Annotated in this window: 20 protein-coding genes; 5 read left to right on the forward strand and 15 right to left on the reverse strand. The window is 44.5% G+C overall.

The window, feature by feature from the left end; all coding sequences use genetic code 11:
* Positions 1-7: 7 nt before the first annotated feature.
* Complete coding sequence (locus tag AF333_RS24590) at positions 8-211, reverse strand: cold-shock protein (protein ID WP_043068064.1); 204 nt, start codon at positions 209-211, stop codon at positions 8-10.
* Positions 212-394: 183 nt separating this feature from the next.
* Between AF333_RS24590 and AF333_RS24595 the strand changes: the two genes are divergently transcribed.
* On the forward strand, positions 395-1,066 hold the full coding sequence (locus AF333_RS24595; RefSeq protein ID WP_043068065.1) for a MerR family transcriptional regulator: 672 nt from the start codon (positions 395-397) through the stop codon (positions 1,064-1,066).
* A gap of 317 nt (positions 1,067-1,383) precedes the next feature.
* On the opposite strand, the gene AF333_RS24600 is transcribed toward AF333_RS24595, so the two are convergent.
* From AF333_RS24600 to surE, 8 genes are all read right to left on the reverse strand, one after another.
* Positions 1,384-1,563, reverse strand: coding sequence for a hypothetical protein (locus tag AF333_RS24600; protein ID WP_043068066.1), 180 nt, complete (start codon positions 1,561-1,563; stop codon positions 1,384-1,386).
* Between the two features lie 75 nt (positions 1,564-1,638).
* Positions 1,639-1,821, reverse strand: a complete 183-nt coding sequence (locus AF333_RS33210; protein ID WP_053912244.1) for a hypothetical protein — start codon at positions 1,819-1,821, stop codon at positions 1,639-1,641.
* A 96-nt stretch (positions 1,822-1,917) separates the two neighbouring features.
* Positions 1,918-2,202 carry a hypothetical protein gene (locus AF333_RS36295; RefSeq protein ID WP_235496927.1) on the reverse strand — a complete coding sequence of 95 codons (285 nt, stop codon included), beginning with the start codon at positions 2,200-2,202 and terminating at the stop codon, positions 1,918-1,920.
* 237 nt (positions 2,203-2,439) lie between these two features.
* Positions 2,440-3,819, reverse strand: a complete 1,380-nt coding sequence (locus AF333_RS24610; protein WP_043068068.1) for a hemolysin family protein — start codon at positions 3,817-3,819, stop codon at positions 2,440-2,442.
* Between the two features lie 157 nt (positions 3,820-3,976).
* Positions 3,977-4,645 carry a zinc metallopeptidase gene (locus AF333_RS24615; protein WP_043068290.1) on the reverse strand — a complete coding sequence of 223 codons (669 nt, stop codon included), beginning with the start codon at positions 4,643-4,645 and terminating at the stop codon, positions 3,977-3,979.
* A 73-nt stretch (positions 4,646-4,718) separates the two neighbouring features.
* Positions 4,719-5,138, reverse strand: a complete 420-nt coding sequence (locus tag AF333_RS24620; protein WP_043068069.1) for a MerR family transcriptional regulator — start codon at positions 5,136-5,138, stop codon at positions 4,719-4,721.
* Positions 5,139-5,238: 100 nt separating this feature from the next.
* Positions 5,239-6,303 (reverse strand): hypothetical protein, encoded by a 1,065-nt coding sequence (locus tag AF333_RS24625; protein ID WP_043068070.1) that lies wholly within the window; start codon positions 6,301-6,303, stop codon positions 5,239-5,241.
* A gap of 16 nt (positions 6,304-6,319) precedes the next feature.
* Positions 6,320-7,111, reverse strand: a complete 792-nt coding sequence (surE, locus tag AF333_RS24630) for a 5'/3'-nucleotidase SurE (protein ID WP_043068071.1) — start codon at positions 7,109-7,111, stop codon at positions 6,320-6,322.
* A gap of 253 nt (positions 7,112-7,364) precedes the next feature.
* Here surE and AF333_RS24635 point away from each other — a divergent pair, with 253 nt between their 5' ends.
* Positions 7,365-7,817, forward strand: a complete 453-nt coding sequence (locus tag AF333_RS24635; protein WP_043068072.1) for an N-acetyltransferase — start codon at positions 7,365-7,367, stop codon at positions 7,815-7,817.
* Between the two features lie 17 nt (positions 7,818-7,834).
* On the opposite strand, the gene AF333_RS36300 is transcribed toward AF333_RS24635, so the two are convergent.
* On the reverse strand, positions 7,835-8,356 hold the full coding sequence (locus AF333_RS36300) for a hypothetical protein (RefSeq protein ID WP_235496929.1): 522 nt from the start codon (positions 8,354-8,356) through the stop codon (positions 7,835-7,837).
* 120 nt (positions 8,357-8,476) lie between these two features.
* Here AF333_RS36300 and AF333_RS36305 point away from each other — a divergent pair, with 120 nt between their 5' ends.
* On the forward strand, positions 8,477-8,623 hold the full coding sequence (locus AF333_RS36305) for a hypothetical protein (RefSeq protein ID WP_235496940.1): 147 nt from the start codon (positions 8,477-8,479) through the stop codon (positions 8,621-8,623).
* A gap of 79 nt (positions 8,624-8,702) precedes the next feature.
* Here the strand turns inward: AF333_RS36305 and lepB are convergent, their stop codons facing one another.
* On the reverse strand, positions 8,703-9,209 hold the full coding sequence (gene lepB, locus AF333_RS24645) for a signal peptidase I (protein WP_043068074.1): 507 nt from the start codon (positions 9,207-9,209) through the stop codon (positions 8,703-8,705).
* A 90-nt stretch (positions 9,210-9,299) separates the two neighbouring features.
* Complete coding sequence (locus AF333_RS24650; RefSeq protein WP_043068075.1) at positions 9,300-9,617, reverse strand: 2Fe-2S iron-sulfur cluster-binding protein; 318 nt, start codon at positions 9,615-9,617, stop codon at positions 9,300-9,302.
* Between the two features lie 169 nt (positions 9,618-9,786).
* Here AF333_RS24650 and AF333_RS24655 point away from each other — a divergent pair, with 169 nt between their 5' ends.
* Both AF333_RS24655 and AF333_RS24660 read left to right on the forward strand, forming a co-directional pair.
* Positions 9,787-10,602, forward strand: coding sequence for an aspartate dehydrogenase (locus tag AF333_RS24655; protein WP_235496959.1), 816 nt, complete (start codon positions 9,787-9,789; stop codon positions 10,600-10,602).
* Between the two features lie 422 nt (positions 10,603-11,024).
* Entirely contained in the window at positions 11,025-12,719 is a 1,695-nt protein-coding gene (locus AF333_RS24660) for a methyl-accepting chemotaxis protein (RefSeq protein ID WP_052812339.1), read from the forward strand.
* Positions 12,720-12,797: 78 nt separating this feature from the next.
* On the opposite strand, the gene AF333_RS24665 is transcribed toward AF333_RS24660, so the two are convergent.
* From AF333_RS24665 to AF333_RS24675, 3 genes are read right to left on the reverse strand one after another with little or no spacing between them, the layout of a single operon-like run.
* Positions 12,798-13,319, reverse strand: coding sequence for a RidA family protein (locus AF333_RS24665; RefSeq protein ID WP_043068076.1), 522 nt, complete (start codon positions 13,317-13,319; stop codon positions 12,798-12,800).
* Position 13,320: 1 nt separating this feature from the next.
* A complete protein-coding gene (locus AF333_RS24670) occupies positions 13,321-13,599 on the reverse strand; it encodes a DUF1450 domain-containing protein (RefSeq protein ID WP_043068077.1) in 279 nt (92 codons plus the stop codon).
* A gap of 27 nt (positions 13,600-13,626) precedes the next feature.
* Entirely contained in the window at positions 13,627-14,304 is a 678-nt protein-coding gene (locus AF333_RS24675) for a GntR family transcriptional regulator (RefSeq protein WP_043068078.1), read from the reverse strand.
* Between the last annotated feature and the right edge of the window lie 137 nt (positions 14,305-14,441).

Consider the following 14,441-nt stretch of genomic DNA (forward strand, 5'->3'; position numbering starts at 1 on the left):
CACTTGACTATGAGCCGATGTAATGGGATAGCTGCGGTAACATGCGCGTCTCATGAATCATTCCCGACTGACAAAGCGGACAGGCTGGATCGGCCGAAAACGAATATTCCTGTCGCATCCACCCTTTACATATATCGTTCGTGCAGCTCCACACACTCATCTCAAACATCGGAATCTCTTCCACCTGCTGTTTGCCTCGCATGAAAGCCATATATTTCCCGCCCTTCCCGTGAAAGTATCCATAGTATGTCTTTCTCTGCGATTTTTATGCTTTTTTGTCGAAAAAAGCGAAACAGCACTTCTTTTGATAACCTTTGTCGAGTTGGTAGGAACTTTTTCATTTATGCCGTATTCTTTATTATAAAGCATGTGAGGATGAGGAGGATGATATAGAATGCAAAGCAATAGCATGTGGATGGCGTCAAAAGATGTGGCCGAAAAACTGGATGTAAGTGTGCGTACCGTACGCAATTGGATAGATACATTCAGCCCATATATGGTGCTGCAAAAAAACAGTCAGGGTCACTTCCTCTTAAGCGAACAAGCATTCAATCTGCTCATTGAAATTAAGCGAGTCAAAGATTCGGGAATTCAAACGCTGAAAGAAGTCGAAGAAGTGCTATTGCTCGAAAAAATCCTCCCCGAGAAAAAAGAACTGGATATCGACTATGATCTAGCTGCTGAAAGCTCTCCTCAAAGACCGGAAGCTGATACGGCACACTATTTATTCAATCGAATGAACGAAATGGAACGACACTTAAGCCAGCAATTGTTCGAGACCTTGCACGAACTTAGCCAAGCGTATGAAACTTCCGCCGCACAACGGCAAAAAGAGGCGACGCTCCCGGAAGATTTAATGCTTACACAATACTACAAGGAAATTCTGCTTAAGATGGAAGAGATGGAGAAAAAGCAGGAAGAACTGCGCCTTGAACTTCGCAAAATGAATTTCGAAATTCAAATGATCGGCGCTATGCAAAAACAGGAAGAAAAAAGGAAAAAGGGCTTTTCCTGGTCTCTTTTCGGCTTTTCAAGCAAAGCAAAGCGCAAGCGAGCACAAACGTAAAAAACTAGAGCATACATGTATATCCCCTTCAGGGTACCACAGTAAAAAGAAAGAATTTTACTGTAGTACTTTGAAGGGGATTTTTCATTTTTCCCCATGCGTCGATTTTTACGGCGAACGTCTCTGTTCCGAAACGCAACTGGCCAAACAAGCGGATGATAGCTTGGCGTATTAGCTTTATCCATATCCGAGTCGAAACAAAGACGTGTGGAAACAGACGACACACCGAGCGTTCGCATAAGGGTATGTTGATCCGAAAAGTTAAACCGGTATGCTTTTCTATGTCCAAACTTCCTCCCGCAATTCTTCCACTTGAGTCAAAAACGAATCATTCGCGGAAATGTCCACATAAGGTCTAACCTTTCTGCCGGTTGTACAGCTAAATTGCTCTGCACACTCCAGGCTTCTTCCCGCAGCATATATAATTCACCTAGTTCCCTGCATATCGTTTGGCCTACATGGCCATATCCTCCAACCACGACAATGTGTTCCTTCATGAAAGTCTCCTCCGCTACATCGTATGTTATAGACTAGATCACTCGAAACAAAATAATGGTCGCCCTTCATCTGTATCAATCTCTTCTAAAAGCAAAATATCCTTCAATTAAAAAAGAACTAAAATAACGATTAACACGTGTAAATCCCGCTTCTTCTAATAATGCTGTCATGGCCAAAGGCGATATCGGATCGCATTTGCAACCGATTGAGGCAGCAAAATTTTCCCACTCCTCTTGCGAAATACCAGCCTCTAACATATGACTTCGCAAATGGAATCAGCCAAACAGAAGGTTATTGCACCATCGGAGGACTCCTCGTCTTCACAAAGCTACCGAACCATGCTACCGGACATATTACGCGAGGCTGTCCCGTTTGATGCAGCTTGCTGTACTACTATGGATCCACAAACGCTTCTCTCTACCGGGGCAATAACGGAAAAAAGCATAGAAATGCTGCATCCTCAATTGATATTTTGACATGGTAGCGTGGTTGGAAGGAGGCGATTCAGAAAAAGAAGAGGTTGGATGCGCCTTGCGCTCCAGCAGAAGAAAGGCAAACGTGTCTTTTTCCGACCGCTCCCGCCCACCGCCCTGCCTTCTTTTCTTACCTCTCACCACAAGAATTTGTCGATTTATCAAATCAGATGTATATAGCAGAAGCGTATGGATTATCTTTGCGCGAAAAACAAATTCTCGAACGTGTATTAAAAAGTTTCTATACTAAAGAACTCGCCCTCTCGCTTCAGTCTGCCTCATTCTGATAAATATAGTGACTTATCGTTTTAACAAACTTTCTGTATATGTCCATGAGCGTTTCCAGCAAAATAAAAAAACCTAAGTTCGATGAAATTTCGAACTTAGGTTGCATATGGTCCTTTATTCCTTCACTTCACTGGCATACATTTCTTCCCCAGCGCCTCTGGTTTCTTGATTCATGGCCTCTTCTTCGGCCTTATCCAGCCTGCGCAGCATCAAACGAACTATACGTAGATGGTCAACCTCAATTACTTTAAACTCGTAGCCGTGCGCGTAAACAACCTGCCCTACCTGCGGTGGAAACTCCACCTGCGAGAACACCCATCCACCGATCGTATCATAATCGTCAGAATTAATATCCAATCCGAAACGATCATTCACTTCTTCAATCAACAGGCGGCCGTCCACAGAATATGTTGTATCCGCTTTCTGCTCGATATGCGGTCGCTCTTCATCAAACTCGTCCTGGATTTCCCCAACGATTTCTTCGAGGATATCTTCCACAGTTACAAGTCCCGCCGTCCCACCATATTCATCGATGACAATAGCCATCTGAGAACGGTTACGCTGCATTTGCTTCAGCAAGTCGCTAATATGAATCGATTCAGGAACACGCTCTACCGGACGAATGATGGAGTTCAAGTCGTTCTTTTTGTCGCTCATGTACAATCGGTAGATGTCCTTTATATGGACGAAACCGATAATGTTGTCCTTATCACCTGCTGCTACCGGGTAGCGCGTATGCATTTCTTCCATAATGACCTTGAATGTCTCCTCGAAGTCATCATCTTGGAACACGCAAACCATGTCCGTTCGTGGGATCATGATCTCACGGGCATTACGCTCCGCAAATTCGAACACGTTATCCACAAGCGTTAATTCCGTCTGGTCAATCAAGCCGCTTTTGTGACTTTGTTGCATCAAAATTCGGATTTCTTCCTCGGTATGAGCCGAATCATGGTCTGTCGTCGGCTGAATGCCAACGAAACGCAGGAAAAAAAATGCGGCTCGGTTTAACACCCAGATAAACGGGTACATAATTTTGTGGAAGAAAATCAGCGGTCCCGCTGTCCACAATGTCGTTGTCTCCGCTTTTTGAATGGCCATGGATTTCGGGGCCAGTTCCCCCAGCACAATGTGGAGAAACGTGATTGTCGCAAAAGCGATAATGAAAGAGAGCGTATGGGTAAGCGTCTCCGGTACATGCAGAGCATGCATAACCGGTCCAAGCAATTCCGCGATGGCTGGCTCCCCAATCCATCCAAGCCCCAGCGAGGCAAGCGTAATCCCGAGCTGGGTCGCCGACAAATACGCATCCAGATTATCCGTCAGCGTCTTCGCCAGATTGGCACGCTTGTTTCCTTCCATCACGAGTTGATTAATTCTGGTGCTCCGGACTTTCACAATCGCAAATTCCGCTGCCACAAAGAAACCATTTAGAAAGACCAGAAGAAAAACGGCAGCAAGGTAAAGTAAGGCAGACAGTGGGTCAGTACTCAACTAGACTCTGTCACTCTCGAGAATGACAGATACACCTCCTTTGTCACATCAAAAAATATAGAACACGTACATCCACCCATATAATTTATTTATACCACATGATAGACAATTTATAAACGGGCTGCGCGCATTGCGCACAGCCCACCCGTATCTCCTATTAGTCCTCGTTATTAGACGTGAAAATCCAGATGTATTCAAGCAGTTGCATTACAGCTACCAGCGTGGAAGCGACGTATGTGAGCGCAGCAGCACCTAGCACTTTATCTACACCTCGTTTTTCGTCTCCTGCAACAAAGCCTTCCGCCAGCATTAAACGCTTGGCTCGCGAACTTGCATTAAATTCTACCGGCAGCGTAACCAGTTGGAACGCTACAGCTAAGGAGAAGAAAATAATCCCAATAAGCAAAAGGTTGGTCATTTTAAAGAATACGCCTGCTAACAAAAGAAAAGGGGCGATTCCAGACGTTATGTTTACGGCAGGGAACATGCGATGACGCAGTACCAGCATGCTGTATCCTTCCTTATGCTGAATGGCGTGGCCGACTTCATGTGCTGCAACAGAAATTGAAGAAATCGAATTACCGTAATATACCGGCTCTGATAGGCGTACCACATTGGATATCGGGTCAAAATGATCCGTTAATTTTCCTGGAACCGGTTCAACAGGTACTTGATACAGGCCATTATCGTCGAGAATCCGACGTGCTACCTCCGCCCCACTCATTCCTGACCGCGCAGGAACTTGCGAAAACTTGTTAAAGTTGCCCTTTACTTTAAACTGTGCCCAGATTGTCAGCGCGAATGCCGCTAAAATCAAGGGGGTCATCCATGTGAAAATCAAGACTTTTCTGCCTCCTTTATCTGTTTGTTCGGATTAGTTTCTACTTAATTATATATCCTTAAAATGGCGCGTCGCCGAGCAGAAGCATAAGCGTTTGCAGAAGCGAGCCACCCTGTACCGACAACTGCCGTGCAACCAAGCGTGCCTGCTTCTCATCCATTGTTTTTAAACATATCTTCAATTCTTGTACACGTTCTTCGAGTCTGCGCATATCGCCCTGAATTTCCTGCACATGCTGGACAACTTCTATCGTCTCACGCTTTACGCTTCCCGTCTGCCATCCGGCCATCTGCTCCTTAATCTCTTCGAGTGTAAGCTTCTGCCGCTTCAAGCTCTCGATGAAACTCAGACGTTCCAGTGTGTCTTCTGGATAGAGGCGATAATTTGCTTCTGAACGCTGCGCGCTCAAAAGACCTAAGTTCGTATAATAATCGATGGTGCGCTTACTTACCTGCGCCTGCGCCGCTACTTCTCCTATACGATATAACTTCCCATCGGTTTCACTTCCTTTCCCCCTACCTTTATCTTACCACAATACCGAAAAACCAGACAGTCGAACGTGATGGTTAACGTACCGGTTATACGCGGTAAGGATTAGATCTATGCGGATATTCACCCGCAAATGCACGCTCTAACCTTAAAAGTGGCGCTTCCTCCCATTCTATATGAACAAGCGTGCCGTCCTCATAGCCTGCAATCGGGATGTATCCATTCTCAAGCGGTGCCTCTTCCTCAAGGAATTGATACTCAGTTAGTGCCATCAGTGTTGTGGCCAGCGGATTGGCTTCCAACTCGCTTAGATTCACAACTTGATATACATCAAGCAGCTGCGGCGTCATCGTTACCACGAGCAAGCGTGTCTCTTCATCTGCCCGATTCTTCCCAACTTTCTCTCCAATCCACAGCAAAAGTTCTGCTTCACGTGCCTGTGGATTGGGATGACGCCGCATCATCCAAAGCGCACGGAATATTGTACCCATGACAAGCTCCCGAGCTCCTTCTTCACCAAATCGATTCTCCATTAACCGGTAATCAAAATAAAACGAGAATCCGTGCTCACGCAGGCGGGAGAGTTCCAGCTCTTCTCCAGAAATCGTCCTCTCAGTCATTTCCTCCGCTTCTTCCTTCTCCGGATCATATCGGTAAGCTGCAAGCATAAGCTCTCCGGCCCGTTCCGTTTCGTGACCAGAAAAAGAAATTGCTTCTGAATATAGATGCATAACCCCTGCTTCCACATCCGCCAAATAATGTATCCAGATGCGCTCTTGTTCAAGGAAACGAACCGCTAGATAACGGTCCGTTTCCTTCGTTATATGAAAAGAAAGCGGATAACCGAGTGGGTCTTCTGGATCGGTCACAACCCATAGTACGGCAATCCAATTGTCCTTATGACGCGAAAAATCAAGATATACTTCCGCATCCGCCTGTTCGCCGAAGCTATCGATATCTTCATATATGATACATACCTCTACATCACCTTCAGAGGTTAACCGGGGAAAATAACGGATACCGTCTTCCTGGATCATTTTGTATATATCCTGAAAAGCCAGTTGATCCAACGTCTCTCCGAGTGTATCACCGCCTAAAAAGGCACTTTTGGTGGGCAAAGATATGGATGGCTTTATCGTTCTCCATTCTTCCATAGTATTCCCGCTCCCTCTACTCTTCTCCAAGCAAGTTTTTCTTAATTACTTTCCATTTCTCCATTTTTTTAAAGAATGTATAGTCCGTCGAATCGATTTGGATAGGCGTCATGGTAATATACTTGTTTCGAATCATATGATAGTCATTGTTGTTGATTTTTTTCAGCTCCCCGTATTCACGGTCCAGCCAATATTCCGGCACTCCGGATACTCCCGGTTTTTCATCAATACGGTCGCGATAATGATGAATATCGAGTCCTGTTACTACAACGCCGCGCAACTCATCGCTTTTGATATGCGGAACATTAATGTTAATTAGTACATCGACTGGAATATCATGAATCTTAATCTCTTCCCATATTGGGCGTACAAGCTCTTCTACTTCACCAAAATCATCTTTATGAAAATGATTCTCATACGATACCGCTATCGCTGGCACTTCATAAATTACCGCCTCGCGTGCGGCGCTTACAGTTCCTGAATAATAAATGTCTTTACCTAGGTTGAGTCCCGCATTAATGCCCGAGATTACCAGATCCGGACGCTCCTGCAAAATGACGTTAATTGCCATTTTCACACAATCGGCAGGAGTTCCGTTTACCGCCCATGCTTGTATATGCTCCATTCCATGAAAGTCTACTTTTTTGACCGTTAGACCTTCTCGCACTGTAATCCTGTGGCCTTCTGCGCTTCGTTCTGTATCAGGCGCTACGACAATAACCTCCGCCAGTCCGTCAAGCGACTTCACCAATTTATGAATACCCAACGCATGAATGCCGTCATCGTTTGTTACTACCACTTTATACATTGCTCGTAATCCTCCACATCGATGTTTTTCTTTCTATCCATTGTACTCGTTCATGTATGAAAAAGCACGAAAATACAACCCATTATTTGAAAGCGCTTCGCTTGTACCCAATTTGTTCTTTGTTCACAAATTGTTTAGAAACAGCATTTGCGGCTCATGGAAAATCCATGTATATTGATTGAGGAATCATTTTCAGGCAATCCATACAAACATCAAAAAGGCGCGGCAAAAACATGGATAGAAAGGAAGTATCATGAAGATTTTGCGAGAATTCGAACGTGTTTTCGAGACGCATAATATCCCATACCGTTTAGAACAAAAAGAAGAGCACCATTATCTTTACCGTACAGATGAAGAGATGCGGGACGCTGGTATGACGCCCGATAACGTGATGCTTGATTTGTTCTTTGATCATAAGAATGAAGCCATGTTTCTTGGCATGATTCGCGTTCCCCACAAGCTGCGCGGCAAAAACATCGGGGCCGATATCGTAACTATCATGAAAGAATTCGCAAAGGAACACCACTGGGTCATTATTTTGGAAAGCGCACCGGAAAACATCCTATTCTGGCAGAAGATGCATTTCTCGAGTTTCATGTATGAGTCATACGGCTTCTGGATGATGGGCTACGGCGCAAAAAGCAAACTGATTTTCAAGGTGAAATGGACACAGATGAAAAAAAACCTGTATGCAGAAGCATTATAGATACCCAAGGGTGTTGATTATCCAGTACGATCCAGAGTGGATAGCCACCACACCGTGCCCCAAACGGGCGTCGGTTCGTCTCCGGAAGCGTAGAGAGCCGCTTTTTGCTCAGGCCAGGCGGGACCGCAAAACATCCGGGTAGACGCGAAGAAGGAGACAGTTGCTGTCCTTTTTCGCCTAGCCTGGGCAACCGCTCGGGAAGGGAAACGAAAGGCCTTGTTTGTGTCCCGTTGTGGTGGTCTTTTCCTCTCTAAACAATCAACACCCTTGCTATCCATAGATAGATAGAAAAGAATGACGCGTACGACGTGCGTCCCCTTTGTTTTTCTCATATGGAGCGTGTGACGCCAAGGACGAAATCGACCGGCAACTGTCTCCCGCTTCGAGAAACCCAGATGTTTTGCCGGTCCGGCCTTGGCACCACAAAGCGGCCGTATCTCTTCCTTGTGAGAAAAAGACGAGGGAACATGTCGACGCGTGCATCTTTCTTTTTTCAATATATGGATAATCAACAGGTGTGATAGATACATATTTTTCAAGCGATACAAATCGGAAAGAAGCAGATGTCGCTTTCATATGCATAAAAAAATTCGCCATATGCAGATGAGAAAGATTATTCTCCTACATATGGCGACGTATCCTATCTATATACATCTGATTTGATAAATCGACAAATGTTTATGGTGGGAGGTAAGAAAAAGACACGTTGGCCTGTCTTCTGCCGGATCGCAGGGCGCATCCAACCTCTTCTTTTTTCCGAATCACCTCCTTCCAACCACACTCCCCTGTCAAAATATCAAGTGTAATTTAAAACTTCACGCAGTAAGGGGGTTCGTACGTCCCTTACTGCGTGTTAGTTGAACGCATCAGACCTTTAAGGGGAAATTATTGAATCCGTTCCACTTTCCTGAATGGGTAAAATATGAACTCTGCTCGGCCGACGATGCTGCTCTGAGAGATAAAACCAATTTCACGACTGTCCATACTTCGGTTCCGATTATCTCCCATCACAAAATAAGAATCAGGTGGCACCTTAATTTTGTCGAATTCTCCTAGCGTTATTTCATTGATGTACGGCTCGTCCACTATACTTCCGTTCCGATACAGCGTACCATTCCTAAGCTCTAATTCATCGCCTCCTACCCCGATAATCCGCTTAATGTAATCCTCCCTATCATTAGCATGCAATACGATAACATCTCCGTAGCTTGGATTCTTCATCTGATAAATCCACTTATTCACTACAATCCGTTCGTGGTCTTCCAAAGTCGGGTACATGGAAATGCCTTCTACTACATACGGAGCAAAAAAGAAAATACGTATACAGACAATCCCGATGACGAGAGCCAAAAACCACCTGCTCCACTGTACTATTCCCGCATTTTTTTCCACCGTTCCGCATCCCCCTGCGTTGATTTGTTTACTTCTATTTTCCCTATTTTTAGGCTATCTGTACAGGGGGATAGGTTGTCGAATAAAGAGTTATTTTGCAGCAGCTTTACGTTTCGGACGGATGGGATTCTCCTCCCAGTTCAGTTCTACATCCCCATTAACAAAAGTTTGGCATGCAAGCCGATATCCCTGGTCAATCAAATCCTTACCCAGCCTCTCTACCTCCTTCTTGCTTACCTTGCTCAAGTTCTGTGCTCCATCATCAATTTTTACAACGCATGTACCGCAAATACCCCCCCCACATTTATAGGGAATACCGCCTTCATAACGAATCGACATACGCAATAGATTTGATTCTTTAGATACCTCTAATTTTTTTCCACTAGTTTTGAAGTCAATTTTTTGCATCGTTTGTTCCCTACCTTTCGTATTCTAATTATTCTAACTATATCACACGCGCTTTGTTTTTGGTATACAATATACTAAAATTTTTATTTTTTAATATTTTATAATTTAAAACTAGTATGGTTACGCTTTTTTTTATATACTTTTTGGTATACAAAATACATTTGAGTAGGTGAAAAGATTGGATGCGATTAAAATCGGAATTATCGGCCTTGGTACTATTGGACATGCAGTCGCGTCATATAGCATGGAACATTATGCGAAACAAATCGAAGTAAAAGCTGCACTTGTTCGTAACGAATCCCGGGATTACCGTTTGCCCGCTTCCTGCCTTATTACGTCGGATGAAGATGCGTTCTTTGCCGAGGATATGGATATTATTGTAGAAGCAGCCGGACATACAGCCATAAAAAAATACGGTGTACGTGCGCTTCATCACGCTTCTTTCATCGTGGCAAGTATCGGGGCACTGGCGGAAGAAAACATACTGGAAGAGTTGAAGGCTACAGCAGTGCAACATCGTACTCAATTGCTCGTTCCCTCCGCTGCTATCGGCGGGTTGGACCGCATCTGTGCCATGACCCTTGAAGAAATCGACCGTATCGAGCTGGTTACGCGTAAGCCCCCGGCTGCTTGGTATGGTACACTCGCCGAAGTAAAAGTGGATCTTTCTTCCGTGTCCAAACCGACACTCATTTTTAGCGGAACGGCTAACGAATCGGCATTACTATTTCCCGAAAGTGTCAATGTATCTGCGGCTTTGAGTCTGGCAGGAATCGGATTTAAAAATACGCATGTGCGAGTGTATGTGGATCCTACCGTTACACAGAATACACATCAGATTATTGCGGAAGGATTCGCTGGAAGAATTGAGTTATCCTTGCAAAACACACCCTCAGCAAACAATCCGAAAACAGGATACATTGTCGCAATGAGTATTGTTAAAGTGTTACGTCAATATACGAATCCATTTGTGATAGGCGTATAAACCTTTATCTATGAATATAGACATAGATAAAAGAAAAGACCCCAGAAAATTTTTGGGGTTTTTCTCTTTTCTATCGTCAAATTAATACTTTTCAGCTAAAATAAATGAAACAAAAGTATTTTCAAAACTATTATAATAGTCATATATTTCTTTTGTGAACAAGAAGTATATGTCGTTGTAAAGAAAGAAAACACCCTCCCATTTTATTCCAATCGAATCGCTTAAAAAACTCGCGTGACATGCGCTAAACGTTGCTTACGCAATAGCTTGGCACCAGCCAGGTTTTCTAATACCCAGATATTTTGTCGGTCCGCATGAAATGACGCAAAGCGGCCGTTTAGCTTCTTTGTGGAAAAAGGACGCGCGAAGGTGCCTGCGAGTTTTTCTTATACGGACAAGTAAATGAGAAAGGGGAGCATAGTATGATGCGGATGTCGATTCGAAAGAAATTGTTTTACGGATTTCTCACCGTCCTCCTGCTATCTGGCATCGCGACAGGAATCGCCAGCTATCAACTTTCAGTAGTCGATCGAATTTATCAGCAAGTAATCAGTGAGCGCATAGAAAAAATGACACTGGTGAAGGAATTGACAGCTCTGGCCAATGAACAATCGGCAACCCTGCGCGAATATTTGCTAACAGGGGATGAAGGCAGCTTAAAATACTATGAAGCAGCCAAAAATGAATACATAAAGCTCAGTGGAAAACTCGGTGCTGCTACCGGTCAGTCCGAAAACAAAGAACAGCTCGATCAATTAAACCAGCTCCAGACCTCCTACAACGATACAGCCTACCAGATCATTTTCTATAAACAGCAAAACAACCAGCAAGAGTACCTACGTTTAATACAAGAGAAAGAAAAAGTAACAAGCAGGCAGTTCCTTGCCAAAGCCAAAGAGTTCGGACTAGCACAGCAGGAACTTCTTCAGAAGAGTAGCGCCGAAACCACTAATAGTGTAACCGTTATCAAAATGACAATTTTTATTATTTGCTTGCTTGCACTTGCTGGCAGCTGTTTGATCGCTATTTATATCAGCCGCCTTATTTCCATTCCGGTACGTGCACTGACAGCTAATGCAAGAGAAATCGCAGCCGGTGTTCTGTCAGGAACAGATGTGATTGTCAAAAACAAAGATGAGTTGGGTGAAATGTCACAAGCATTTAACCTAATGAAGCAAAACATTCGAACGCTCATTCAGAAATCCGACAGTACAGCAAAACGTGTAGCCGCCTCCTCGAAAGAACTATACGTTAGTGCGGAGCAAACAGCAGAAATCGCCACCCAGGTCGCTTCTACTATTCAGGAGGTAGCAAGCGGTGCCGAGCGACAGGCAAAAGGCATGGGTGAAAGTAAGCATGCTATCGGTGAAAATGCACAGGCCGTACAGCGGATAGCAACGGCAACCTCTACAGTATCCAGTTCAGCATCCGATGTACTAGAGGAAGCACAGCAAGGGCAGGCTGTCATCACGAGAGCCATACAGCAAATGCAAAACATTCAGAAGTCTGTCAAAGAATCGTCTGATATTATTCATGCTTTGGGAGAAAGCTCGCAGGAAATTGGCAACATTGCACAAGTGATTCAGCAAATTGCCGATCAAACGAATCTGCTTGCATTAAATGCGGCAATTGAAGCAGCACGAGCAGGCGAGCACGGTAAAGGCTTTGCCGTCGTTGCCGATGAAGTACGAAAGCTGGCTGAGCAGTCCCGGCACTCAACAGAGCATATTGCTGCACTTATCGTTCAGATTCAACAACGTACAGGACAGGCGATACAAGCGATGGATTCTGGAACGGACGAAGCAGAGTCAGGTACGCTTATTGTAGATGAAGCAGGCAGCGCATTTATGCGTATCGTCACGCTCGTTCAGCATGTGGCAGAGGAAATTCAGGAGGTTTCTTCCAGCGCGGAGGAAATCTCGGCTGGCACATTACAGATGACATCCTCTTTGGAACAATTACTGCTTGTCTCAGAAACGATCGCGAATGGAACACAGGGGGTAGCTGCCGCCGCCCAGGAACAGTTGGCTTCTATCGAGGAAGTTACCACTGCAGCCGATTCTCTCAGTAAACAGGCACAGGAATTACAGACTGAAATTAGCCAATTTAGAACATAGAATAAAAACGATCGGAAGAAAGCTAGGACGCTTGTGCAAACAAGGTTCTAGCTTTCGTATATTGTATACCATTTAAAATTAAAATGACCCACTGCTTTTTACTCCTTCGCATACCCTTAGAGAATCAGAAAGCGGCGAGGATGGCAAGGAAACAAGAAGGTCAATTTGTACCGGCTGACCCGGTGGTAGCGGAACAGGAGCAATTGTACATATTTCACAGTCACCCGCCTCGCCGAATACTTCTCGCATAATATCCGTTGTTTCTTTCGTAACCTGACTCCAATCTTCTTTCGTGCCAATACAGTTAATATAATAAACGATTTTAATAATGTGGTCGATTATATCCAAATCTTCAACAATACGTTTTAGCATGCTTAACTGATTCACAAGGCTGCGACGTGCGCATGCTTCCAGCCATTTCGAGGATAATTGCTTACCAATAATATGACCTTCATAGAATAGATTGCTGGGACAGTGTACCTGAATGCCGCTAACGTATACATGATACTTGTCGGCTGTGGACGTAATATACGATTTAGTAATATCCGGACAATCCGTTAGTTCGATGCCGTAAAGCGCCAGCCTTTTTTCAATGCGCATCTCATATCGCCTTCCTGGCCGTCGCTGCCGCTGTTTGCTTTTCCAGCTCTTTTTTAAACCGTTGAAAGAATTCATCCGCATCGAGGGACGTTACATACTTTTTATCGATTAACGCATAAGGGCTCATCTTGCAAGCAACGCAAATTCCTCCGCATTTCATCTCTACCAGATGCACAGTATCCTCGGGTACATGCTCCTTCACGAACGCGAGAGCGTTCTGTGAAGAGGCATGGCGGTTTACGTTGTTCTGGCAAAACTCCACTTTAATTTTGTTGCTCATTGTATACCCTCCCTTATCAACGATTCGCTATGGTTGCATTTGTAGCGCTTCAAGATACGCCGCCTTCGAGTTGGCAATATGGATTTTCGCCAGATGTTCTGCCAGTTCACTGTCCCCGTTCTGTACTGCAAGCGCAATGGCGCGATGCTCTTCAAGCGACTTGCGCAATCTGCCCGGTACTTCCTGTCCGACCGTTGCGAACGCCTGAATATATTCAAGCAGACTATGCAGCATTTCGTATAAACGCGGACTCCTCGCCATCTTATAAATCGTTTCGTTCACATCGATGTGCAAATCGGTAAGGTGCTTCGTATCCAAATCTGTTCGCTCCAATAATTTTTCAATCTCTTTAATTTGGTCGGCAAGCTGAATCTTATCTTCCTCTATTACTTTGTTGGCAGCCAGCTTAACTGACAGACTTTCCAGCGAGGATAAAATCGTAAAAATTTCAACAATTTCTTCTGTAGTCATTTTCGAAACAACTACACCTTTGCGTGGGAGTGTTTTTACGAAGCCTTGCGATTCTAAGCGAAAAAGCGCTTCACGAATCGGCGTGCGGCTAATATTCAGTTTATCCGCCAATTCACGCTCCACGATTCTCTCGCCTGCTACCAATTCGCCGTTCAATATCATCCCCTTAATATAACGATACACTTTATCCCGTATAGGACTTAGCTCTTCTTTTGCCCATGTGTCAGCTTGCATACAATATTCCTCCTTGTATCTCTTTCTTTTAAGCTTACTGGATACCATGCAAATTCACAACCTTACGACAAGAACACGGCACCATAAAGCAAGGAAGAACTCATAACAAGGGCAGGGTGAACTTTCATTCGCTCCAC

Source organism: Aneurinibacillus migulanus (genome assembly GCF_001274715.1).
GTDB classification, from domain to species: Bacteria; Bacillota; Bacilli; order Aneurinibacillales; family Aneurinibacillaceae; genus Aneurinibacillus; species Aneurinibacillus migulanus.

Bases quoted from the DNA above. Each gene is read 5' to 3' on its own strand.
- AF333_RS24590 (WP_043068064.1), bottom strand. From the start codon at position 211: ATGGCTTTCATGCGAGGCAAACAGCAGGTGGAAGAGATTCCGATGTTT.
- AF333_RS24595 (WP_043068065.1), top strand. From the start codon at position 395: ATGCAAAGCAATAGCATGTGGATGGCGTCAAAAGATGTGGCCGAAAAA.
- AF333_RS24600 (WP_043068066.1), bottom strand. From the start codon at position 1,563: ATGAAGGAACACATTGTCGTGGTTGGAGGATATGGCCATGTAGGCCAA.
- AF333_RS33210 (WP_053912244.1), bottom strand. From the start codon at position 1,821: ATGTTAGAGGCTGGTATTTCGCAAGAGGAGTGGGAAAATTTTGCTGCC.
- AF333_RS24615 (WP_043068290.1), bottom strand. From the start codon at position 4,645: ATGACCCCCTTGATTTTAGCGGCATTCGCGCTGACAATCTGGGCACAG.
- AF333_RS24625 (WP_043068070.1), bottom strand. From the start codon at position 6,303: ATGGAAGAATGGAGAACGATAAAGCCATCCATATCTTTGCCCACCAAA.
- surE (WP_043068071.1), bottom strand. From the start codon at position 7,111: ATGTATAAAGTGGTAGTAACAAACGATGACGGCATTCATGCGTTGGGT.
- AF333_RS24635 (WP_043068072.1), top strand. From the start codon at position 7,365: ATGAAGATTTTGCGAGAATTCGAACGTGTTTTCGAGACGCATAATATC.
- AF333_RS24650 (WP_043068075.1), bottom strand. From the start codon at position 9,617: ATGCAAAAAATTGACTTCAAAACTAGTGGAAAAAAATTAGAGGTATCT.
- AF333_RS24660 (WP_052812339.1), top strand. From the start codon at position 11,025: ATGATGCGGATGTCGATTCGAAAGAAATTGTTTTACGGATTTCTCACC.
- AF333_RS24665 (WP_043068076.1), bottom strand. From the start codon at position 13,319: ATGCGCATTGAAAAAAGGCTGGCGCTTTACGGCATCGAACTAACGGAT.
- AF333_RS24670 (WP_043068077.1), bottom strand. From the start codon at position 13,599: ATGAGCAACAAAATTAAAGTGGAGTTTTGCCAGAACAACGTAAACCGC.
- AF333_RS24675 (WP_043068078.1), bottom strand. From the start codon at position 14,304: ATGCAAGCTGACACATGGGCAAAAGAAGAGCTAAGTCCTATACGGGAT.